The sequence below is a fragment of the Deinococcus radiopugnans ATCC 19172 genome (assembly GCF_006335125.1).
Classification (GTDB): domain Bacteria; phylum Deinococcota; class Deinococci; order Deinococcales; family Deinococcaceae; genus Deinococcus; species Deinococcus radiopugnans.
Window position 1 is genome coordinate 151,616 of the sequence record NZ_VDMO01000002.1, and the last position, 20,516, is coordinate 172,131.

A 20,516-nucleotide genomic window follows, 5' to 3' on the forward strand; every position below is an offset into this window, starting at 1 on the left:
GACACCTCCGGTGTCGGTCTAAGGGTCAAAAGGTCTAAGGGTCTAACCGCTTTGCCTTTGGCCTTTAGACCTTTAGACGGTTTGACAGTTTGACGGCGCGCAGCGCCTATCACGCCCATTCCAAAACCCGCTTTTTCAGCACGTACACGTAGCCCACCAGCAGCAGCAGCACGAAGGTCAGGGCCTCGAAGAAGGCGAAGGGAATCAGCTTCTGGTAGGCCACGGCCAGCGGGTAGAAAAAGGCCGTCTCGATGTCGAACACGATGAACAGCATCGCCACCAGGTAGAAATGCACCGGGAAGCGCTGCCCTGTGCCCACGCCGCCGTGTTCCGGATCGTTGCCCGACTCGTAGGCCATCAGCTTGGCGCGGCTGCCCTTCTTCGGCCCCAGGATGGCGCTGACGATGACGGCCAGCACGCCAATGCCCACGGCCACCAGCAACATGATCACGAAGTTGAGGTATTCGATAACGATGCTCCTTTCTGCCCCGGCTCTTTTCTGATCCCAGATGAGTTCGTGAAAAACGGCACGAGTAACATCAAAAAAAGAGAGGCAAACGAATAAAACGGTGGGTTATGTTACCCCTCCGTTTTATCACGTTTACGCTTATCGGGCGCGTTTCTTCCCCCTCTCGCTGCGCGCTGACCGCCTTCGCTGTGGGCTGAGCGCCGGGGCGCTGTCCCAGCCTGATAGCGAAAGACCACCCCGCCTCCGGCAGGCGACGCAACGGGCCGACCCGGAGCAGCGGTGAGCGGCACCCGACCAGCCGGACGAGGGGTCAGGTCAGTTCAGCAGTTCCACGAAATCGTCGTCGTCGGCATCCTGGGCCAGCGGCAGGGTGAAGGCGAAAGTGGCCCCGTGGCCGCGCTCGGACTGCACTCCAATGGTGCCGCCGTGTTCCTCCACGGCCAGCTTGCAGAAGGCCAGTCCCATGCCGGTGTCGAAGCGTCCATGCAGGGTCAGTCGCGACTGCTCGAAGGCCGCGAACAGGTTGGGGAGATCATCGGCGGGGATGCCCTCGCCGTCGTCCTGCACGCTGATCTGCACGGCCCCGCCCACCGAGCGGACCGTCACGGCGATGTGGCCGCCCCCGCTGGTGTGCTTCATGGCGTTGCTGATCAGGTTGGCCATCACCCGCCGCAGGATTTCCGGATCGGCACTGGCCGGACTGAGGTTGCTCTCGACCTCGGTCCGCATCACGCGGTCGCGCAGGCCGCTGCCCACGTCGCCACTGGCCAGCGCGATGACCTCCTGAAACATCGGCGAGAACATCAGCTCGCGCCGCAGGTTCATCTTGCCCGCCTGAATCTTGCGAATGTCGAGCATGTTGACAGTCAGGTGCAGCAGGTGCTGGGTCTCGTCGCGGGCCACCTTGAGCAGTTCGCGCGAGTCGTCGGGCACGCGGGCGTCGTCCTGCACGATTTCCAGCAGGCCCATCACGGCGGCGATCGGGTTTTTTAGGTCGTGAACCAGCATGTGGATCAGCTGATCGCGCACCTGTTCCTCGTGGTCCCAGTCGTCGCTGCGGCGTTGCAGAGCGGCCACCCGGCCCTGCAACTCACGGTGCTGCTGGGCGCGGACCAGCATGTTGCTCACCTGCAGCGCCAGCGCGTCGGGCGCGGTGGTATCGCTGATCAGGGCGTCGGCCCCGGCAGACAGCAGGGCGCCCAGGCCACGGGTGCCCACTGCCAGCCACTGCGTGCCGGCCAGCTCGGCGCGCTGACGCAGGATGGGCAGCACCTGGGACAGCGGCACGCCGGGCAGGTCGGTGTACAGCAGCGCCACCGCCGGCGGCTGGACATGCGCCTCGCGCAGCAGGGTCTCGGCGTCGGCGACATGCACGACGGCGGCCCGGGCCAGCAGCGGCGCCAGCTGCGAGGCGCGGGCGCGGTCCGCGCAGACCACGAAGACAGTTTGGGCATCAGGGATGGACATTGACTAAGCGGCAGTGTACCCCGGATGCCGGCACGGCAAGTTGAAGGTTGAAGACAGTATCCACACCGCCGGAAACCGGGGCGGGAAGACGGGGTCTCGGCCCCTCATACGGATTCCGTCTGTTTCGTTTACAAATCGGGACAGCGCCGATTTGCAAACTCCACGCCCGGAACCCGCTTTTCTCCTGCTCGCTTCGCTCGGATTTTCATCGTTCTTGCAAACGATTCAATCGGAGTCCGTATCAGACTGCCAGCAGATCCCGCGCGGCCCGCGCCAGATCGCCGCTGCCCGCCAGACTGCTGCCCACCAGCACCGCGTCGGCCAGCCCGCGAACCTGCGCGATCTGATCCGGGCTGCGGTAACCGCTCTCGGCCACCAGCACGCCGGCAAAGCCGCGCCGCCGGGCCAGCCGGATCAGGCGCGGGCTGACCGACAAGTCGATGTTCAGCGTCGTGAGGTCCCGGTTGTTGACCCCGATGATGCGCGCCCCCGCCGCCAGCGCCACGTCCAGCTCGGCCTCGTCGTGGACTTCCACCAGGGCGTCCAGGCCAAGATGATGGGTCATCTCCAGATACGCCCCGGTGGCCGTGCCCAGCACGCTGACCATCAGCAGCGCCGCCGCCGCGTTCCACTCGGCAGCCTCGCGCAGCATGGCGGGGTGCACCACGAAATCCTTTCGCAGCACGGGCAAGTCCACGGCGCCAGTCACGCTGTGCAGCGCCTGCGGGTTGCCGTCGAAGTGCCGGGGTTCGGTCAGCACGCTGATGGCCGATGCGCCGCCCGCCTCGTAGGCCCGCGCCGACAGCGCCGGGTCCAGCGGGGCAATCGCGCCCTGGCTGGGGCTGGCGCGTTTGACCTCGGCGATTAAAGCCAGTTGTGGGCCATTCAGCGACGCCTCGAAGCGGCGGGCGGCGGGGCGGGCGGGGCCGGGTTCGGGGCTGGCCTCCCGGTAGTCCCCGGCCCGCTCCTGCACGATGCGGCCCAGCACACCCGGCACGCGGCTCAAGTCAAGGGGAGGCAGGCCATTCACGCGCCGGAGTATACGGGGCCGCCCCACAGAGAACGCCAGATAGAGCACGCGACATGGGGAGGGCGCATGTTAGCCTGACGGCCATATGAGTCTTGCTTCCGGCTCCCCTTCCACGGCCAGCCTTGTGCCCGGCCCCGGCCCCGTGCAGATCACCAGTGAGCAGATTCAGGCACGCGTGGGTGAACTGGCCGCCCGCATCCGCCAGGAGTACGCGGGCCGTGAGCCGCACCTGATCTGCGTCTTGAACGGCGCGTTCATGTTCCACGCCGATCTGGTGCGCGCGCTGGACATGCCGTGCACCATGGATTTCCTGCAGGCCAGCAGCTACGGCAGCGCCAAACAGAGCAGCGGCGAGGTGCGGCTGGTCAAGGACTTGCAGTTCCCGATCAGCGACCGCCACGTGATTCTGGTGGAGGACATCGTGGACACCGGCATCACCATGAACTACCTGCTGCATTACCTGGAAGGGCGTGGCCCGGCCACCATCAAGATCGCCGCGCTGCTGTCCAAGCCCAGCCGCCGCAAGGTGGAGGTGCCGGTGGAATACCTGGGCTTTACCATCCCCGACGCCTTTGTGTACGGCTACGGGCTGGATCGCTCGCAGTACGACCGCAACCTGCCGTTTATCACCAGTCAGGAGTAATACGGATTCCGTTTGTTTCGTGTAGAAATCGGGACAGCTCCGATGTCCACACTCCACGTCCGGAACCCGTTTTTCTCCTGCTCGCTTCGCTCGGATTTCCGGGTGTTTTCAACACCCTTCAATCGGAGTCCGTATAAGCAGGCCGGGAACCTGTCTGAGTCTCCCGGCTATCCGGCTGGGCGGCGGCGCTACCCTGGGGCATGACCGACACCGCCAACAAGCGCAGGCTCAACTGGAACTCTCACCAGGTCACGCAGGGCGACGAGCGCGCCCCGAACCGGGCCATGCTGCGGGCGGTGGGCTTTGGTGACGGCGATTTCGAGAAGCCGATTATCGGCGTGGCGCACGCGCAGAGCAACATCACGCCGTGCAACAACGGGTTGGGCGAGCTGGCCGGGCACATCACCGACGCCATTCACGAGGGCGGTGGCATGCCGCAGGTCTACGGCACGATCACCGTGTCGGACGGGATTTCGATGGGCACCGAGGGCATGAAGTGTAGTCTGGTCAGCCGCGAGGTCATCGCCGACAGCATCGAAACGGTCAGCCGGGGCCAGTCTCACGACGGCGTGATCGTGGTGGGCGGCTGCGACAAGAACATGCCGGGGGCGATGATCGGCATTGCGCGCCTGAATATTCCGGCCATCTTCGTCTACGGCGGCACCATCAAGCCGGGGCACTACGAGGGCAAAGACCTCACGATTGTCAGCGTGTTCGAGGCGGTGGGGGCCTTTGGGGCGGGCAAGATCAGCCGCGAGGACTTCACCCAGATCGAGAAGAAAGCCTGCCCCGGCAACGGCTCGTGCGGCGGCATGTACACCGCCAACACCATGAGCAGCGCCTTCGAGGCGATGGGCATGAGCCTGCCCTTTTCCAGCACCATGAGCGCGGTGGACGCCGAAAAGGCCACCTCCAGCGCCGACAGCGCCCGCGCGTTGCTGGGGCTGATTGAGCGTGACATCCGCCCGCTGGACATCCTGACGAAGAAAGCCTTCGAAAACGCCATCACCGTGATCATGGCCGTGGGCGGCAGCACCAACGCCGTGCTGCATCTGATGGCGATTGCCCACGCCTGCGACATCGATCTGACGCTGGCCGACTTCGAGCGCATCCGCGAGGCCACCCCGGTCTTCTGTGACCTGAAGCCCAGCGGGCAGTACGTCGCCACCGACCTGCACGAGGTGGGCGGCATTCCGCGCGTGATGAAGATGCTGCTGAAAGAGGGCCTGCTGCACGGCGACTGCCTGACCGTGACCGGCAAGACGATTGCGGAGAACTTGGCCGACGAGAAGGATGTGCCGGACGCCGGACAGGATGTGATCCGCCCCTACTCGGAGCCGCTGTACACGCAGGGCCACCTCGCCATCCTGCGCGGCAACCTGGCCCCGGAGGGCAGCGTCGCCAAGATCAGCGGCCTGAAGAGCATCAAGATCACCGGCCCGGCGCGCGTCTTCGAGTCCGAGGAAGAGAGCATGCACGCCATCATGGACGATCAGATCAACCCCGGCGACGTGCTGGTGATCCGCTACGAGGGGCCGAAGGGCGGGCCGGGCATGCGCGAGATGCTGTCGCCCACCAGCGCGATCATCGGCAAGGGCCTGGGCGACAGCGTGGGCCTGATCACCGACGGACGCTTCTCGGGCGGCACCTTCGGCCTCGTGGTGGGCCACGTCGCCCCCGAAGCCTACGTGGGCGGCCCGATTGCTCTGGTGCATGAGGGCGACACCATTGAGCTGAACGCCGAAACCTGCGAACTGACGCTACATGTGGACGACGCCGAGTTGGAGCGCCGCCGCGCACAGTGGGTGCAGCCGGAGCCGAGGTACAAACGCGGCGTGCTGGCGAAATACGCCAAGCTGGTGAGCAGCGCGGCGGTGGGGGCCTACACGGACTGAGGTAAAATGTCCGCGAAAGGGGGGCTGACCGTGACTGAAAATCCGAAACAATTCGTGCCGACAGACGAGGAATTGTACCGACAGGTTGCGGCCAGCCTGCGCCTGGAAGGGTTTGAAACCACGCCGGAGCGGTTGAGGGAACTGGAGAGGAGAGGGCGAAACGAGTTGGTGCATGGGCAACCTCGGCAGCGACGGCAAACCGTTTAGTGCTGCCGACATGGAGCGCCTTGAATGGGCGCTTCTTTTGTTGCACCGACCAATGCTCAGTACCGCGCCAGAAGCGTTGGATTCCGCCCTGCTCAAGTCCTGGCACATCCAGCTTTCCGCTGGAATAGAGCGGATGCGCCCCGGTCTGCTGCGAGATGCGAACATCACCTTTGGTTCTTTCCTGGGGACAGCTCCTGCCCAGCTACAGGCCGAGCTAAGCGCCCTACGTTCAGTTCATCTCGATAAATTGCCCTCGCTGACCTCTGACCAGATCGTGGAACATGCCACCCGGGTACACGCCGAACTGATTCGTATTCATCCCTTCTGGGATGGCAACGGCAGGCTGGCCCGCGCCGTACAGACCTGGCTGTGCTGGAGCTTTGGGCAGCGCGCACCGCAGTACACAGATCGTGCCGCTTACCTGGGCGGGCTGAACCGTTACCACCACACCCGAGATCTAGGGTTGCTGATGGATGCGACGTTCAAGGCATTGGCCGAACAGGAGAAGTGATGCCGAGGCCGACAACATGTTGACCAACATCAACGCTGCCCCCACCCTCCTCACCCCGCGCCTGCGCCTGCGCCCGCACCGCGCCGACGACTTGGCTTCATGCGTGGAGCTGTGGCAAGACCCGGTGGTCACGCGCCACACGACGGGCAGGCCGCTGACCCGGCAGGACGTGTGGACGCGGCTGCTGCGGCATCCCGGCCACTGGGCGCTGCTGGGCTTCGGGTACTGGGTGGCCGAGGAGCGCGAGTCGGGCCGATTAATGGGCGAGGTGGGCCTGGGCCGCTTCAAACGCGACGTGCTGGCCGGACGTGCGGAACTGGCAAAGGTGCCGGAAGCCGGCTGGGTGCTGCTGCCCTGGGCGCATGGGCGGGGCTACGCCCACGAGGCCGTGACGGCGGTGCTGGACTGGCGGGACGGTCAATTGCCAGGCAACGAGACCTTCTGTCTGATCCAGCCAGAAAATCTGGCGTCCCTGCGGCTGGCCGCGAAAGTCGGTTTTCTGGAACGCGAAAGCGTGGGCGAAGGTAGCGAAGAGGTAAGGCTGCTGGTGCGGGAAAGCCGGTGAGGCTTCAGCTTCAGAACCCGCCGCCCAGCGCCTGACCGTTGAGGGTAGCCTCGCCGCCGCCGAGTGCCAGAGTGCTGACCAGATCGTTGCCCTGTCGCTCCAGATAACCCATTTCGATCAGGGATTGAAGGCCAGCGGCAGCATCGGGGGCCAGCGCACCCAGTAATTCACGCAGCGCAGGCTCGGCCGCCTTCAACTGTGCCTGTACCCGGACCATCCCCAGTGCGAGGGCTGGGCTGGACACCAGCCTCTGGGCCGTTTCGGCGTCCACTTCACTGGCTCCGGGCAGTTCGGCCTTTGCAGTCAGCACGATGTCGCCGCCCGGCTGCGTGAGGCTCAGGCGATCGACGGCAAACACTGGCCCGGCCCGCAGCAGCGCCAGCGCGTCGTCAGTGAGGGCCTGCCGCTGAGCCTCCGTCAGGTCCGCCGATTCGACATCATCCTGGGGCTGCTGGCCCAGGCTTTGCAGGGTGGTGACCATGCGGGCCAGCGGTTCGCGGCTCAGGTGACCCAGGCTCAGGTGGAATTGCACGTTGTTCAGGCGCTGCTCGCCGTCAGGCATGACGAAGCCGAGCTGCCCGATGTCGTACTGAACGCCGCCGCTGTAAAAACCATCCCTCAGCGTGCTGGAACTGCTCACCTTGAGGTCCTTGAGGGTCAGTGCGTCCTGCGTCCCGCCAGACAGCCCGCTGTAGGTCGCGGACCCCAACGTCAGCACCTGCTCGCCCACGCCCAGCGGATCGTCATCGTTCTGCTTGACCGCGTTGCCGTTCAGGGCCATACCGCTGATGGTCAGCGCCCCTTCCTGCGAGGTGAGCTTGAATTCGGGCCAGCTGAGCCGCGTGCTGGACTTCAGGCCACTGTTCTCGATGTCGCCGATCAGAGACTGCCAGCTCAACGTGGAACTTCCCACGTCGCCCTCCTCAAGCAGCATGCCAGCCGGAATGTCGAGGTGGGTGGAGGTGCCGCCGCCCAGCCCCACGACGGTCCGGATGGTGGGCTTCCGGTTGCCAAACGCTTTTTCGGCTCTGGCTTGCAGGGCTGGGTCAGCAAAGCGGACCTCAGTGTCGACGACGGCGTTCCCCACCGCGCGGAAACCCGGTAAGGGGCCGTGCTGAATATGGTTGACGACGATCAGAGCCACGTCCTCTGTGCCTTTGCCCAGCGTCACGTTCATGGTCTGGGTGCTGCTCAGCAGGCCGCGTTGATAGGTGGAGGACTTCACCCTGACATAGCCTGTGGCCTCCAGTTGCGCTTCGAGCGTCTTGGCCAGGGACTGCTGGGTCTGCGCGGTCTGAGAACTGGTGTACGCCGTGGCTCCAGCCAGCGCGCCGACGATCAGCAGGGCACCCACCCCCAGCGCGGGCAGGCGGGAGCGGCGGGCTGGGGCTCGGAGGTTGGCCATGTCTCCGAGCTTAAACGAAGACGTGCCCTCCGGAAGACCACAATCCCCTCCCCCACCCCCTCGTCTCGACGCGGTTCAAAAAATCGGATGGGCTGAACAATGCTGGCCTCCGGGCGCTCAGCGCCCCCGCACCCGCTGCTCCTGCCGCCGCATGGGCATGGTGTCGATCAGCGCGGCGACGGTGTTCAGGGCCGGGAACGTCTGGTAACGCGCCTTGATCCCCGTATCTTTGCCGATCAGCGCGGCGCGGCCGTACTGAGCGCCTACCGTGCCATCGGGATCAGCCAGCAGGGTCAGCATCAGCGTCTGCGGGCCGTTCAGCCGGGCGTCGCCGGGCGGCAGCAGCGCCACCACGCGCAGGTCACGCACCTGTAAGGCCGCGTCCTGTCGCCGCACCTCGGCCAGATAGGCGGCGGGCGGATTGCCCACGATCAGCACCCGCTCCTTGCCCAGCACGCTGGCCAGTGACCACGGCTGACCCTGCGCGGTCTGGAGGATAAAGGGGGCGGCGTCGGCCAGTCCTACGCTCAAGGCGACGGCGGCGGCCAGAGGATTCAAGGCGGACATCTCCAGAGTCTGCGCCACAGGTATGGGACGCGCATTTCGGCGGCATAAAGCAGGCTTCAGTGCCCGGACGCGTCAACCCGCACGATCTCGGCCCAGCGCCAGCCGCCGGAGCGGGCCATCCCGTGCAGTCGGCGGCGCAGAGCCTGATGCTCTTGCAGGTAGGCGGCAAACTCGGCGGCGGAACGGACGGGCAGCCCCGCCTCCCTGAGCGGTTGCAGGTCAGGCGGCGGCGGTATGGGGGCATCCGGGCCGCTGTAGACGCAGCCGTAAGAACGGCTCAGGCTGTCCACGCTGTCCAGGCTGCGGCGCAGGCCACGCGGAGCTTCCATGTCCAGCGCCCCGCCAATGACGAGCAGAGCCTCGCCCAGCATGGGCAGGGCGGCGTCCAGCGCCTGCCGCCGCTCCTGCTCGTGAAAGCGGTGCAGGTTGGGCGTGCTGAGATGCTGCGCGTCCAGGCTGTTGAGCTGGGTGTGCAGGTCTTTGAGCAGTCCTTGCACCCCATCCGGATACCCCTGAACGGCGTCCAGCACGAGCGTCTGGGCATCGGGGCCGGCGCGGTGCAGCAGCAGGGCAAACTGCCGCCGGGCGCTGCGGGCCTGGGCCACCGGGACGATAAAGGTGATGGCGAAGGTCAGCAGGAAGAAACCGGAAATGGCAGCGACGTCCGTCAGCACCCGCCACAGGTTGTCGGTGGCAATGATGTCGCCCAGGCCCAGCGTGCTGATGCTGTAGCCCACGAAATACACCACCTCGCCGAAGTTGGCGGTCTGCTCGGTGCTGGCGACTTCCAGCGCGCCGGGCTGCGCCCAGAACACCAGACTCCAGCCCAGCCACAGCAGCGCCGTCCAGGTGTTCAGCGTGCCCGAGATCAGCGCCAGCGTGCTCCAGGCCAGCACCGAGCGGAGGCGCGTGACGCGGGCCAGCCAGCGAACGGCGGCGTAGACCAGCCGGTGAATCCAGCGGCTCAGCAGCCCCTCGCCCGCCTGCAACCCGGACATCAGGGCGTCGAGCAGCACGGCCAGCACCAGCGCCGCACCAGGCAGCCACAGCAGATGGCGCAGGGCGTCCATCACCGGACCAGCGGGTCAGCCGGGCCGCTCAGCCCTCCAGCTCCGCGAACACGGCTCGGCTGATCACCAGTTGCTGGATTTCAGAGGTGCCCTCGTAGATCTCGGTGACCTTGGCGTCGCGGAACAGGCGTTCCACCGGGTAGTCGCGGCTGTAGCCGTTGCCACCGAAAATCTGGATGGCGTCCCTGGCGCAGTCCACCGCCGCCTCGGAGGCCAGCAGTTTGGCCATGCTGGCCTCCTTGCCGTAGGGCTGCCCCTGATCCTTGAGCCACGCGGCTTTCAGGGCCACCAGCCGCGCACTCTCGATGCGGGCGGCCATGCGGGCGATCTTGAACGACACGCCCTCGAACTCGCGCAGCTTCTTGCCGAACTGCTCGCGCTCGTTCGCGTATTTGCTGGCGTGTTCCAGCGCCGCGCGGGCAATACCGATGGCCTGCATGGCAATCCCGATGCGCCCGGCGTCCAGGCTGGCGAGGGCCACGATCAGGCCCTGGCCCTCCTCGCCCACCATGTTTGCGTGCGGCACGCGCACGCCGTCAAAGGTGACGGTGGTGGTGTGCGCGGCGTGCAGACCCATCTTTTCCTCCGGCTTGCCGAAGCCCAGGCCGTCCATGCCCTTCTCGACGATAAAGCAGCTCACGCCGCGTGCGCCGCTGCCCCCGGTACGGGCCATGACCAGGTAGGTTTCTGCCTGACCGCCGCTGGTGATCCAGGCTTTCGCGCCGTCCAGTACCCAGTCATCGCCGTCGCGCACTGCCCTCAGGCGCAGGCTGGCGGCGTCGCTGCCCGCGCTGGCCTCGGTCAGGCAGAACGCACCGATCCTCTCGCCGCTGGCCAGGGGCTTGAGGTACGTCTCGCGCTGGGCGTCGGTGCCGTACTTCAGGATCATCTGCTCGGGCAGGCCGTTCTGCACGCTGACGATCACGCCCACGCTGGCGTCCGCCGCCGAAATCTCCTCCAGGCACAGCGCGTAGGTCACGCTGTCCAGAGCGGCGCCGCCCCACGCTTCGGGCACGGTGGCCCCCAGCAGGCCCATCTCGGCCAGCCCGCGCAACTGCGGGTGCGGAAACTCGCCGCTGCGGTCATAGTCGGCGGCAAGGGGAGCGATCTCGGCGCGGCAGAAGTCGCGGACGTGTTGCAGGATCATGCGGCTGTCGTCGTTCAGGGCAAAGCCCATACCGCTGGTCATCCCACTCTCGGCAGGAACGGGCGCGTCAGTTACGGTCATGGGGCAGTTTAACAAGCGGAGGCCGGGCCAAACGCCCGTTAGGCTGGCACGCAGGTGAGGCACCATTCACAAAGCATTCCTGCATCCAAAGTTCGTCGCCAGTCTGTCAGTGTTCTGTCTTCGCCCTCCTCCTATTGCCAGACTGTCTATTTCCAGACTGTGCCCCGCCTTGCGCCATGACCTAACAACCGTTTGTTAGACTGTGGCCTACAGATGACCGACACCGACACCAGCACTTCAGCGCCGGCTGCCGCCAGTTCAGCCTGGGCGGACGCACTGGCCCGTCTCGCCGCCGATCAGGACACGGTTCGCGCAGGCGGCGGCGCCAAGGCCCAGGCCCGCCAGCACGACAAGAACCGCCTGACCGCCCGCGAGCGCATCGCCCGCCTGACCGACGACGGCACGCCCTTCGACGAGCTGATGACCTTCGCCGGGTGGGAGATGTACGCCGATGTCGGCGGCTGTCCCAGCGGCGGCGTCGTGACGGGCATCGGCACCGTGGCGGGCCGCCCGTGGATGATCATCGCCAACGACGCCACCGTCAAGGCGGGGGCTTTCTTCCCCATCACCGCCAAGAAGGTGATCCGGGCGCAGACCATCGCCCTGGAAAACCATCTGCCGCTGATCTACCTGGTGGATTCAGCGGGCGTCTACCTGCCCATGCAGGACGAGATCTTCCCCGATCAGGACGACTTCGGCCGCGTCTTTTACCTGAACGCCCGCATGAGCGCGCGGGGCATTCCGCAGATCGCCGCGATCATGGGCAATTGCGTGGCGGGCGGGGCGTACCTGCCGGTGATGTGCGACACCCTGATCATGACCGAGGGTTCGGGCCTGTACCTGGCGGGGCCGGCGCTGGTGAAGGCCGCGATCGGTCAGGTGGTGGACTCCGAGGAACTGGGCGGGGCCGACATGCACGCCGCCATCGCCGGCACCGTGGACTACAAGGAGCCGGACGACGACGCGGCATTGGCACGCGTGCGGGCGCTGGCCGACTTGTACGCGCAGGGCGACGCTGCCCCGTGGGCCAGACGCCGCGCGGAGGTGCGGGAGGCGTCCGGGCGTGACCTCACGGAACTGGTGGGCTTCGAGAGCGGCAAGACCTACGACGTGCGCGACTTGATCACCTCGATTACGGACGGGGGCGAATTCCACGAGTTCAAGCCGGAATACGGCGAGACCATCGTGTGCGGCTTCTCGCGGGTGGGCGGCTATCCGGTGGCCTTTGTCGCCAACCAGCGCACCGTGATCAAGAAGAAGCTCAAGGCGGGCGGTGAGCCGGGACTCAGGACGCGCATCGAGGTGGGCGGCGTGATCTACGGCGACAGCGCCGACAAGGCCGCCCGCTTTATTCTGGACGCCAATCAGGCGGGGGTGCCGCTGGTGTTCCTGAGCGACGTGACCGGCTTCATGGTGGGCCGCGACTCCGAGCAGGAGGGAATTATCCGCCGGGGCGCCAAGCTGGTGAACGCCGTGAGCAACAGCGTCGTGCCCAAAATCACCATTATTACCGGCGGGTCTTTCGGCGCGGGTAACTACGCCATGAATGGCAAGGCCTTCGGCCCGCGCTTCATCTTCGCGTGGCCCAGCGCCAAGTACGCCGTCATGAGCGGCAACGCGGCGGCCAAGACGCTGCTGGACATTCAACTCGCGGCCCTCAAACGCGCCGGACACGAACCGGACGACGAGGAATTGCAGCGCCTGTACGACGAGGTCAAGTCCAAATACGACACCGAACTCGATCCCCGCTACGCCGCCGCCCGCCTGTGGGTGGATGAGATCATCCCGCCGAACGACACCCGTGAGCGCCTGATCCGCGCGCTGGACGCCTGTGCGGTCAATCCGCATCAGGACGAACTGCGGGTGGGCGTGTTTCAGGTGTGAGGGCCGCCTGACGGCGGCGTCCAAGGGTCAACAGTCTAAAGGTCTAAGGAAAAGACCGGACTCAGTGACCTCTACTCCCAGCCAGACGAACTCCGTTCTCCAAACCCTCGCTTTGATCCCGTCTTAGACCTTTTGACCCTTAGACCTTTAGACCTTTCCGGAGGGAACACCCATGACCAGCACCCTTGACCGCTCAGCCGCCGCCATCAGCCCCAACGTCCAGCCCATGAACGACGATCAGCGCACGATTGTCGGCGCCCTCAAGTCCTTCCTGAAGAACAAGGTGGAGCCGGGCGCCGCCGAGCGCGATCAGACGGGCGAATTCCCCATGGGGATCGTGAAGGAACTGGGCGAGATGGGCATCATGGGCGCGCAGACGCCCGAGGAGTACGGCGGCTCGGCGCTGGACACCGCCACCTTCGCCATGATCATCGAGGAGATTGCGGCGGTGGACGGCTCGCTGTGCCTGACCGTCGCCAGCCACAACTCGCTGTGCCAGGGCCACATTCTGATCGGCGGCACCGAAGCGCAGAAGCAGAAGTTCCTGCCTGACCTCGCCAGCGCAAAGAAGCTGGGGGCGTGGGGCCTGACCGAGCCGGGCAGCGGCAGCGACAGCGGCGGCCTTCAGACCAGGGCGGTGGAGCAGGCGGACGGCTCGTGGATTTTGAACGGCTCCAAGAACTTCATCACGCAGGGCAGCGTGGGCGGCACCTACGTCGTGCTGGCCCGCACCGACGCCGCCCGCGAGGGCAAGGGCAAGAACGACGGCATCAGCGCCTTCGTGTTCAACCGGGATGAGGTTGAGGGCTTCTCGATTGGCCGCAAGGAAGACAAGCTGGGCCTGCGCAGCAGCGACACCGCCCAACTGATCTTCGAGGACATCCACCTGCCGGCCGAGGCGCTGCTGGGCGAGCGCGGCAACGCCTTCAAGGACGTGATGAAGGTGCTGGACGGCGGGCGCGTGGGCATCGCCGCGATGGGCCTGGGCCTGGGCCGCGCCGCCTTCGAGTTCGCCGCGAAATACACGCTGGGGCGCGAGCAGTTCGGCAAGCCCATTGCCCACAACCAGGACATTTCCTTCCGACTGGCGAACATGGACACCAAACTGGAAGCAGCCCGCCTGCTGATTCGCAAGGCCGCTGACCTGAAGGACGCGGGCGAGAACTTCACCACGCCCGTGGCCCGCGCCAAGCTGTTCGCCACCACGGTGGGCGTCGAGGCCTGCGACGAGGCCATTCAGATGCTGGGCGGTTACGGCTACGTCAAGGAATACCCCGTCGAACGTTTCTGGCGCGACAACCGCCTGACCCGTATCGGCGAGGGCACCGATGAGGTGCAGCGTCTGGTGATCAGCCGCGACGTACTGAAGCGCTTCGCGGACTGAATATTCGGACGGGAGGGGGCGGAGCGTATGAGGCGCTCCGCCCTCTTCTTTTCAGCCGGGAAACGGGTGTAGGGCCGAGCTTTGAATTGCCCTGGCACCCTCAGAATCACCGCCCCACTGAACCAATCATGCCGCAGGCCGCCTCGCCTCGCCTGAGAGCGTCAAGCCCTTGCCCAAAGCAATAAGCACGCCATCTCGCTCTAAGAATGCGGCTAGTGCTGACCGGCGGTCATCAAGCTGCCAATGCTCTGGAATCGATTAAGATCTTCTGGAGGTATACAACGTGAAGCGAGCTTCCAGAGGGACGCGGGTGGCAATGACATGGACGCTGGGTCTGGGTTTCGCAGCTCTGGCCCTCTCGGCCACGAATGGCCCTGCAGGGCCAGGGGCAGGGCCTTCCTATAGTGATCCGCTGGTGATCACCAGGGGCGGCATCTACCGCGGCAACTGGCAGAGTCTGAATCCCAAAGTGCCCGCCGTGACCATCAAAACGCGTGAACCGGTGATCATCGAGAACTCCAACCTTCGGGGACGGGGCGATCTGATCCGCGGCTTCAACGTTGACCTGACGGTGCGCAATACCCGTGGGTATGGCCTGAATCCCCAGGCAGATCAGGCGTTTCCGGGCCGCTTTCTGGCGGTCGAATTCATCTTCAACCTGCGGGCCGAGAACAATTTTATGCAGGGCACGTCCGGCATGTACGTCAACAGGTTTCAGGGTGACGCCGCCAAGGGGCAGACCATCAAGATCCTGCGCAACAAGGTCCAGGACGTCGACGGGCGCTACGTGGACCATACAGGCCGCCCGACGGGCCGCCGCTACTACGTGCAGGCCGTTCAGCTCAACCACGTCGTCCGGGTGCCCAACATCGAGATTGCCTGGAACGAGATGGTCAACCAGCCCGGCAAGAGCGCGCCCGAGGAAAACATCAACCTGTACGAGAGCAGCGGCACCCCGGACAGCCCCATCCGGATTCACAACAATTACATTCACGGGGCCTACGCGGTGGATCCGCTGAACGACAAGTCATATTCTGGCGGCGGCATCATGCTCGGGGACGGCAAACACAAGGATCTGGCGGTGTCGGGAGGCTACATCGAGGTCTACCGCAACCAGATCATCAACACCTCCAACCAGGGGGTCGCCATCGCGGGCGGCCACGATCAACATGTCTGGCAGAACCGCATCTTGTCCACGGGTCGTCTGCCGGGCGGCGAAATCATTCCCACGGCGAATGTCGGGGCCTACATGTGGGACATCCAGGGCGGCGCCAGCCAGTCGCCACCCACCTTCTTCAACAATTCCATTCAGGACAACCTGATCGGCTGGACGCGCTTTCGCAGCAACGGCAATACCTGGTACAACAACCTGTGGACGCCCAGTTGCACCAGCGCCAACCGTAGTGTCTGCAGCAACAACCGCTCGACAGTCGTCGACGACCAGACCGAACGCGGGGAACTGGCGCTGTGGCAGAACAAACTGACGGCTGCGAACGTGGTGGTCGGCCCGCTACAAACGGCCACCGGACTGGGGAACTGAGCGCGGACAAAAGCCGGGGGCGGCACACGAACTGCGCGCCTTCTTGCCTCCAGAAGCCGAGCCTATCTACCCGCCACACAGCCACCCACCCATAGGGAGGCGGTATAGTCCGCCACCCAGCCTGCCTGTGGGTGATTCACATGCACCCAGGGAAGGGCGGAGCTTCTGGTCCGGCGTGGGCGCATCACACTACTTTACTTTTCACAGCAGGCGGGTAAAGTATCGGACGTGACTTGGCTTAAACCGGTAAACATTGCGCAGGACGCCCAGGACGCGTACACCACCTTCCTGGGAGATCTCGACGCCCGTCTGAGCGATCCCGAATGTGACCGGTATGCCCTGGCCCGCGATGTCCTGGCACAGGCGATGTATGGCCGCAGCTACGCAGACCTGCTGAGCGACGCGCCCATCGCCGCCCTGAATCTGGACGCCCGCAACGTGACCTTTGAGGCCGAATACTACCTGGCGACCGACGCGGCGCAGTTTGACCGGGTCAAGCCGCTGCTGTGGCTGTGGAAGGGGCTGGACCAGACCCCGGTGGGCCAGAATCCGGTGATCGCCATCCCGCTGCGGCGCCTTCTGGCAGGGCGCATCTTCAAGCGGGTGGGCCGGGATTTCAAGTGCTGGCAGAACGTGGAATTCAGCGTGGGCTACAACATGGAGGTCGGCGACGACGTGGTGATCCACCGCCATGTGCTGCTGGACGACATCGGCGGCATCGAGCTGCACGACAACGCCAGCATCAGCGACTACGTCAACATCTACAGCCACACCCACAGCGTGCTGGACGGCCCTGACGTGACCCTGCGGCGCACGGTGATCGGACGCGGGGCGCGCATCACTTACCACAGCACGGTGCTGGCCGGCAGCGTGGTCAGCGACGACGCCCTACTGGCCACCCACGCCCTGTTGCGCGGCGACATCGAGCCGCACGGCATTGCCATGGGCCTGCCCGCCCGCACCACCCGCCTGAAACTCCGCGAACCCGCCATGATCGGCGGCGTCGAGGTGAACGCCCGCACCTACCCCCGGACCCCGGACCGCAAGGCCAACCCCCAGTTTCCCGAGCCCACCCCCAACCAGACGCGCCGGCCCGACGAGGGGCAGCCTGCCCCGCAGCTGGTCACCGGCGAACGCTGATCCGGCCTGAACTTCAGGTCTGGTCGTCGACCAGGGCTTCTGCCGCCGCACGCTTCACGGCGTCCATGCCGTCTTTTGCCGAGGCCTCGCTGGCGTAATTCTGGCTGACACCGATGACCTGACCGTTGGCTGCCTTGAGGTTAAAGCGCAGGCCACTGGCGGTCCGTTCGTACATCCGGTCGTCGGCGGCGTTCTTCTTGACCGAGGCAATGCCGCCGGTGGCCGCCGCTTTCGTGGTGTAGCGCTCGCTGGTCAGGACTGTCTGACCATTACCGGATTGCAGATTGAACATGAACTGATCGCCGGACGTCTTCAAGATGAACTTCGCTGCCATGGTGGTCCCCCAGAGGTGTGAATTGTTGGTCCGTCCACTGTACGCCGGAAGGGGCGGCCAGAGGGATAAGGTGGGGGGGTGAGCAAAGTGAGGCTGGTCCTGGGCGTGGCGGTGGCGTGTGGCCTGATCGGCGAATCCGGGCTGGGGCTGCCGGTTCCACGCACCGGGCCGCCCCCGGCGGGGCTGTACGGCTGGGACTGGCAGATCGGGGCGCAGACGGCGGCACTGGTCAGCCTTCCGGCTGGAATCAGGCTGATTGACCTGGACGGCTTCGAGACCTCTGCGGCCACCGTGGCTGAGCTGAAAGGGCAGGGCCTGTACCTGGTCTGTTACCTCAACGCGGGCAGCTACGAGCCGTACCGCCCAGATGCCACGCGCTACCCGGCCCGGCTGAAACTGGGCGTGGACCCGGACTGGACCGACGAGGCGTTCGTGGACGTGCGCGACGTGTTCCGGCCCGACTCCGTGCTGGCCGATATTCTGCGCAGGCGGCTGGCGATGTGCCGCGACAAGGGATTTGCCGCCGTGGAACCAGACAACCTCCAGAACGACGAGAACGTGCCCGGCGGCGTGATCAGTCCGCAGCAGCAGATCGATTTCAACGGCTGGCTGGCCGACGAGGCGCACGCGCTGGGACTGGCGATCTTTCAGAAGAACGGCCCCGACAAGGTGCTGCTCCGGGACCGCACCGGGCAGCGGCTGGTGGACAAGTTCGACGGCATCCTGAACGAGAGCTGCCAGGAGTTCGACGAGTGTGCGCCGCTGGCCGAGTACGTCCGGCGTGGCAAACCCGCGCTGAACGTGGAATATAAGCAGAAGTTCCTCAACTGTGCCGAGGCCCGTCGCCTGGGCATTAACTCGATGTTCAGGGACCTGTACCTGCGCGGGGGGCGTGAGGCGGACTACCGGCGGGTGGCCTGCTGAGCCGCCGGTGTCCGAGCGACGTGCTGCCCTCGCAGTCCTCCTCCTGGCCTGACGTTAGACTTGGCCTGTGACCGCTTTTTCGCCGCCCGCCGAAGCCTTCCGCGTGACCGGCGGGGTCAACCGCGTGCGTTACCGCGCCGACTCGGGCTTTACCGTCATGACGGCCCGCATCGTCAACGACGAGGGTGAAGACCCTGACGCCACCGTGATCGGCGTGATGCCCCCGCTGGACGCCGGGGACACCTTCAGCGCCGACGTGCTGATGGAAGAACACCGCGAGTACGGCTACCAGTACCGCGTGCTGAACATGGTGCTGGAGGCCGCGCCCGCCGACCTGACCGAGGCCGGGGTGGCCGCGTATCTCGAAGCCCGCGTAGGCGGCGTGGGCAAGGTGCTGGCCAAGAGGATTGCCGGGATGTTCGGCCCGAGCACCTTCGACGTGTTGGAGAACGATCCAGACCGGCTGCTGCAGGTGCCGGGCGTCACGGCCTCTACGCTGCACAAGATGGTCAGCAGCTGGTCCCAGCAGGGGCTGGAGCGGCGCCTGCTGGCGGGGTTGCAGGGCCTGGGTCTGAGCATCAGTCAGGCACAGCGAGCGGTCAAGCACTTCGGGGAGGCGGCGCTGGAACGCCTGAGTGCCGACCTGTTCGCCTTGACCGAGGTGGAGGGCATCGGCTTCCTGACCGCCGACAAGCTGTGGGCCGCGCAGGGCGGGGCGCAGGACGACCCACGCCGCCTGACCGCCGCCGCCGTGTACGCGCTGCAACAGGCCGCGCAGCAGGGCGGCCACTCCTTCCTGCCGCGCGGGCGGGCCGAGCGCGGCGTGGCGCACTACACCCGCGTCAGCGCCGCCCAGGCGAAGCTGGCGGTCGAAACGGCGGTGGAACTGGGCCGCCTGTCAGATGACGAGGCCCCCCTGTTCGCCGAGGAACGGTCTGTTGGAGGGGTGGACGCAGAAGAACGCAGCGAGAGCCGCATCTACCTGCCGCACGTTCTGCGGGCCGAGAAGAAGCTGGCTTCCCTGATCCGCACGCTGATCGCCACGCCACCGGGCGGGGAGGAATGGATTGTTCCGGCAGGCGCGGCCCAGGATCTGTCCGACGAGCAGGCACAGGTGCTGGATCTGTTGGCCGATCACCGACTGGTGGTGCTGACCGGCGGCCCCGGCACCGGCAAGAGCACCGCCACACGGGCGGTGGCCGACCTGGCCGAGCGTCTTGGGCTGGACGTCGGCCTGTGCGCCCCCACCGGCAAGGCGGCGCGGCGGCTGGGCGAGGTCACGGGGCGGGGGGCCAGCACCATTCACCGGCTGCTGGGCTTCGGCCCCGCCGGCTTCCGGCACAACCACCTGGAACCCGCGCCGTACGACCTGCTGATCGTGGACGAGGTCAGCATGTGCGGCGACGCCCTGATGCTCTCGCTGCTCTCGGCGGTGGGGGCGGGCGCGCGGGTGCTGCTGGTGGGCGACACTGATCAGCTGCCCCCGGTGGACGCAGGATTGCCGCTGCACGCGTTGACGCACACCGCCCCCACCGTGCGGCTGAAAACCGTGTACCGCCAGGCGGCCCAGAACCCGATTATCCGCGCCGCCCACGACCTGCTGCACGGCTCGGCGCCCCAATGGGGCGATCCCCGCCTCAACCTGACCGAGGCCGATCCCGACGGCGGCGCGCGGCGGGTGGCGCTGCTGGTGCGTGATCTGGGCGGGCCGACACAGGTGCAGGTGCTGACCCCCATGCGCCGGGGGCCGCTGGGCATGGAACACCTGAATTACCACCTGCAGGGCCTATTCAATCCGGGTGACGGCGGCGTGAAGATCGCGGACGGCGAGGCCCGCGCCGGGGACATCGTGGTGCAGACGAAAAACGACTACACCAACGAAGTCTTCAACGGCACGCTGGGCACGGTCCTGAAGGCCGAGGGCGGACGCCTGACCGTGGATTTCGACAACAACGTGGTGGAACTGGCGGGCGCGGAGCTGTTCAACGTGCAGTTGGGCTACGCCCTGACCGTCCACCGTGCGCAGGGCAGCGAGTGGCATAGCGTCCTGACCGTGCTGCACGAGGCGCACATGCCCATGCTGTCGCGCAATCTGGCCTACACCGCCCTGACCCGCGCCCGCGAGCGTTTCTTCGCGGTGGGTTCGGCCTCGGCGTGGCACAAGGCGGCGGGGCGGCAGCGCGAGACGCGCAACACCGCCCTGCTGGAGCGGGTGCGTGGGCGCTGACCGGGCCTCCTCCTGGCGGCAGCGCC

18 protein-coding genes are annotated in these 20,516 nt (G+C 66.1%); 10 read left to right on the forward strand and 8 right to left on the reverse strand.

Going from position 1 to position 20,516, the window contains the following annotated elements:
* Positions 1-109: 109 nt before the first annotated feature.
* The 3 genes from FHR04_RS02135 to trpC form a co-directional block, all read right to left on the reverse strand.
* Positions 110-445 carry an NADH-quinone oxidoreductase subunit A gene (locus FHR04_RS02135; RefSeq protein ID WP_039686449.1) on the reverse strand — a complete coding sequence of 112 codons (336 nt, stop codon included), beginning with the start codon at positions 443-445 and terminating at the stop codon, positions 110-112.
* Positions 446-784: 339 nt separating this feature from the next.
* On the reverse strand, positions 785-1,936 hold the full coding sequence (locus FHR04_RS02140) for an ATP-binding protein (RefSeq protein WP_139400440.1): 1,152 nt from the start codon (positions 1,934-1,936) through the stop codon (positions 785-787).
* 241 nt (positions 1,937-2,177) lie between these two features.
* Positions 2,178-2,966 carry an indole-3-glycerol phosphate synthase TrpC gene (gene trpC, locus FHR04_RS02145; RefSeq protein ID WP_249038925.1) on the reverse strand — a complete coding sequence of 263 codons (789 nt, stop codon included), beginning with the start codon at positions 2,964-2,966 and terminating at the stop codon, positions 2,178-2,180.
* A gap of 85 nt (positions 2,967-3,051) precedes the next feature.
* On the opposite strand from trpC, the gene hpt reads away from it, so the two are divergent.
* The 4 genes from hpt to FHR04_RS02165 all read left to right on the forward strand — a co-directional run bounded on the left by hpt (position 3,052) and on the right by FHR04_RS02165 (position 6,787).
* On the forward strand, positions 3,052-3,609 hold the full coding sequence (hpt, locus tag FHR04_RS02150) for a hypoxanthine phosphoribosyltransferase (protein WP_039682044.1): 558 nt from the start codon (positions 3,052-3,054) through the stop codon (positions 3,607-3,609).
* Positions 3,610-3,809: 200 nt separating this feature from the next.
* Positions 3,810-5,504, forward strand: coding sequence for a dihydroxy-acid dehydratase (gene ilvD / locus FHR04_RS02155; RefSeq protein ID WP_139400442.1), 1,695 nt, complete (start codon positions 3,810-3,812; stop codon positions 5,502-5,504).
* 172 nt (positions 5,505-5,676) lie between these two features.
* The gene (locus FHR04_RS02160) at positions 5,677-6,222 is read left to right on the forward strand and encodes a Fic family protein (protein WP_139400444.1); all 546 of its coding nucleotides are present in this window, start codon (positions 5,677-5,679) and stop codon (positions 6,220-6,222) included.
* A 16-nt stretch (positions 6,223-6,238) separates the two neighbouring features.
* Positions 6,239-6,787, forward strand: a complete 549-nt coding sequence (locus FHR04_RS02165) for a GNAT family N-acetyltransferase (protein WP_211344164.1) — start codon at positions 6,239-6,241, stop codon at positions 6,785-6,787.
* Between the two features lie 10 nt (positions 6,788-6,797).
* Here the strand turns inward: FHR04_RS02165 and FHR04_RS02170 are convergent, their stop codons facing one another.
* The 4 genes from FHR04_RS02170 to FHR04_RS02185 all read right to left on the reverse strand — a co-directional run bounded on the left by FHR04_RS02170 (position 6,798) and on the right by FHR04_RS02185 (position 11,057).
* Positions 6,798-8,192, reverse strand: a complete 1,395-nt coding sequence (locus FHR04_RS02170; protein WP_139400446.1) for a YdgA family protein — start codon at positions 8,190-8,192, stop codon at positions 6,798-6,800.
* Positions 8,193-8,309: 117 nt separating this feature from the next.
* Positions 8,310-8,759, reverse strand: a complete 450-nt coding sequence (locus FHR04_RS02175) for a DUF4174 domain-containing protein (protein ID WP_139400448.1) — start codon at positions 8,757-8,759, stop codon at positions 8,310-8,312.
* A 56-nt stretch (positions 8,760-8,815) separates the two neighbouring features.
* A complete protein-coding gene (locus FHR04_RS02180) occupies positions 8,816-9,829 on the reverse strand; it encodes a potassium channel family protein (RefSeq protein ID WP_139400450.1) in 1,014 nt (337 codons plus the stop codon).
* A 28-nt stretch (positions 9,830-9,857) separates the two neighbouring features.
* Positions 9,858-11,057: an acyl-CoA dehydrogenase gene (locus tag FHR04_RS02185; protein WP_375782557.1), complete on the reverse strand. Its 1,200-nt coding sequence runs from the start codon at positions 11,055-11,057 to the stop codon at positions 9,858-9,860.
* A gap of 213 nt (positions 11,058-11,270) precedes the next feature.
* On the opposite strand from FHR04_RS02185, the gene FHR04_RS02190 reads away from it, so the two are divergent.
* The 4 genes from FHR04_RS02190 (at position 11,271) to FHR04_RS02205 (ending at position 17,005) form a co-directional block, all read left to right on the forward strand.
* Positions 11,271-12,941 carry an acyl-CoA carboxylase subunit beta gene (locus FHR04_RS02190; RefSeq protein WP_139400452.1) on the forward strand — a complete coding sequence of 557 codons (1,671 nt, stop codon included), beginning with the start codon at positions 11,271-11,273 and terminating at the stop codon, positions 12,939-12,941.
* A gap of 172 nt (positions 12,942-13,113) precedes the next feature.
* Positions 13,114-14,325: an acyl-CoA dehydrogenase family protein gene (locus FHR04_RS02195; RefSeq protein WP_139400454.1), complete on the forward strand. Its 1,212-nt coding sequence runs from the start codon at positions 13,114-13,116 to the stop codon at positions 14,323-14,325.
* Between the two features lie 415 nt (positions 14,326-14,740).
* Positions 14,741-15,865: a hypothetical protein gene (locus tag FHR04_RS02200; RefSeq protein ID WP_139400456.1), complete on the forward strand. Its 1,125-nt coding sequence runs from the start codon at positions 14,741-14,743 to the stop codon at positions 15,863-15,865.
* Positions 15,866-16,093: 228 nt separating this feature from the next.
* Complete coding sequence (locus tag FHR04_RS02205; RefSeq protein ID WP_170213818.1) at positions 16,094-17,005, forward strand: acyltransferase; 912 nt, start codon at positions 16,094-16,096, stop codon at positions 17,003-17,005.
* Between the two features lie 13 nt (positions 17,006-17,018).
* On the opposite strand, the gene FHR04_RS02210 is transcribed toward FHR04_RS02205, so the two are convergent.
* On the reverse strand, positions 17,019-17,339 hold the full coding sequence (locus tag FHR04_RS02210; protein WP_039682020.1) for a YegP family protein: 321 nt from the start codon (positions 17,337-17,339) through the stop codon (positions 17,019-17,021).
* Positions 17,340-17,417: 78 nt separating this feature from the next.
* Between FHR04_RS02210 and FHR04_RS02215 the strand changes: the two genes are divergently transcribed.
* Positions 17,418-18,263 carry an endo alpha-1,4 polygalactosaminidase gene (locus tag FHR04_RS02215; RefSeq protein ID WP_139400458.1) on the forward strand — a complete coding sequence of 282 codons (846 nt, stop codon included), beginning with the start codon at positions 17,418-17,420 and terminating at the stop codon, positions 18,261-18,263.
* Positions 18,264-18,330: 67 nt separating this feature from the next.
* The gene (gene recD2 / locus FHR04_RS02220; protein ID WP_139400460.1) at positions 18,331-20,490 is read left to right on the forward strand and encodes an SF1B family DNA helicase RecD2; all 2,160 of its coding nucleotides are present in this window, start codon (positions 18,331-18,333) and stop codon (positions 20,488-20,490) included.
* Positions 20,491-20,516 lie beyond the last annotated feature (26 nt).

Coding starts and splice junctions, on each gene's coding strand:
- FHR04_RS02135 (WP_039686449.1), bottom strand. CDS start 445: ATGTTGCTGGTGGCCGTGGGCATTGGCGTGCTGGCCGTCATCGTCAGC.
- FHR04_RS02140 (WP_139400440.1), bottom strand. CDS start 1,936: ATGTCCATCCCTGATGCCCAAACTGTCTTCGTGGTCTGCGCGGACCGC.
- hpt (WP_039682044.1), top strand. CDS start 3,052: ATGAGTCTTGCTTCCGGCTCCCCTTCCACGGCCAGCCTTGTGCCCGGC.
- ilvD (WP_139400442.1), top strand. CDS start 3,810: ATGACCGACACCGCCAACAAGCGCAGGCTCAACTGGAACTCTCACCAG.
- FHR04_RS02160 (WP_139400444.1), top strand. CDS start 5,677: ATGGGCAACCTCGGCAGCGACGGCAAACCGTTTAGTGCTGCCGACATG.
- FHR04_RS02165 (WP_211344164.1), top strand. CDS start 6,239: ATGTTGACCAACATCAACGCTGCCCCCACCCTCCTCACCCCGCGCCTG.
- FHR04_RS02170 (WP_139400446.1), bottom strand. CDS start 8,192: ATGGCCAACCTCCGAGCCCCAGCCCGCCGCTCCCGCCTGCCCGCGCTG.
- FHR04_RS02175 (WP_139400448.1), bottom strand. CDS start 8,759: ATGTCCGCCTTGAATCCTCTGGCCGCCGCCGTCGCCTTGAGCGTAGGA.
- FHR04_RS02180 (WP_139400450.1), bottom strand. CDS start 9,829: ATGGACGCCCTGCGCCATCTGCTGTGGCTGCCTGGTGCGGCGCTGGTG.
- FHR04_RS02185 (WP_375782557.1), bottom strand. CDS start 11,057: ATGACCGTAACTGACGCGCCCGTTCCTGCCGAGAGTGGGATGACCAGC.
- FHR04_RS02190 (WP_139400452.1), top strand. CDS start 11,271: ATGACCGACACCGACACCAGCACTTCAGCGCCGGCTGCCGCCAGTTCA.
- FHR04_RS02195 (WP_139400454.1), top strand. CDS start 13,114: ATGACCAGCACCCTTGACCGCTCAGCCGCCGCCATCAGCCCCAACGTC.
- FHR04_RS02210 (WP_039682020.1), bottom strand. CDS start 17,339: ATGGCAGCGAAGTTCATCTTGAAGACGTCCGGCGATCAGTTCATGTTC.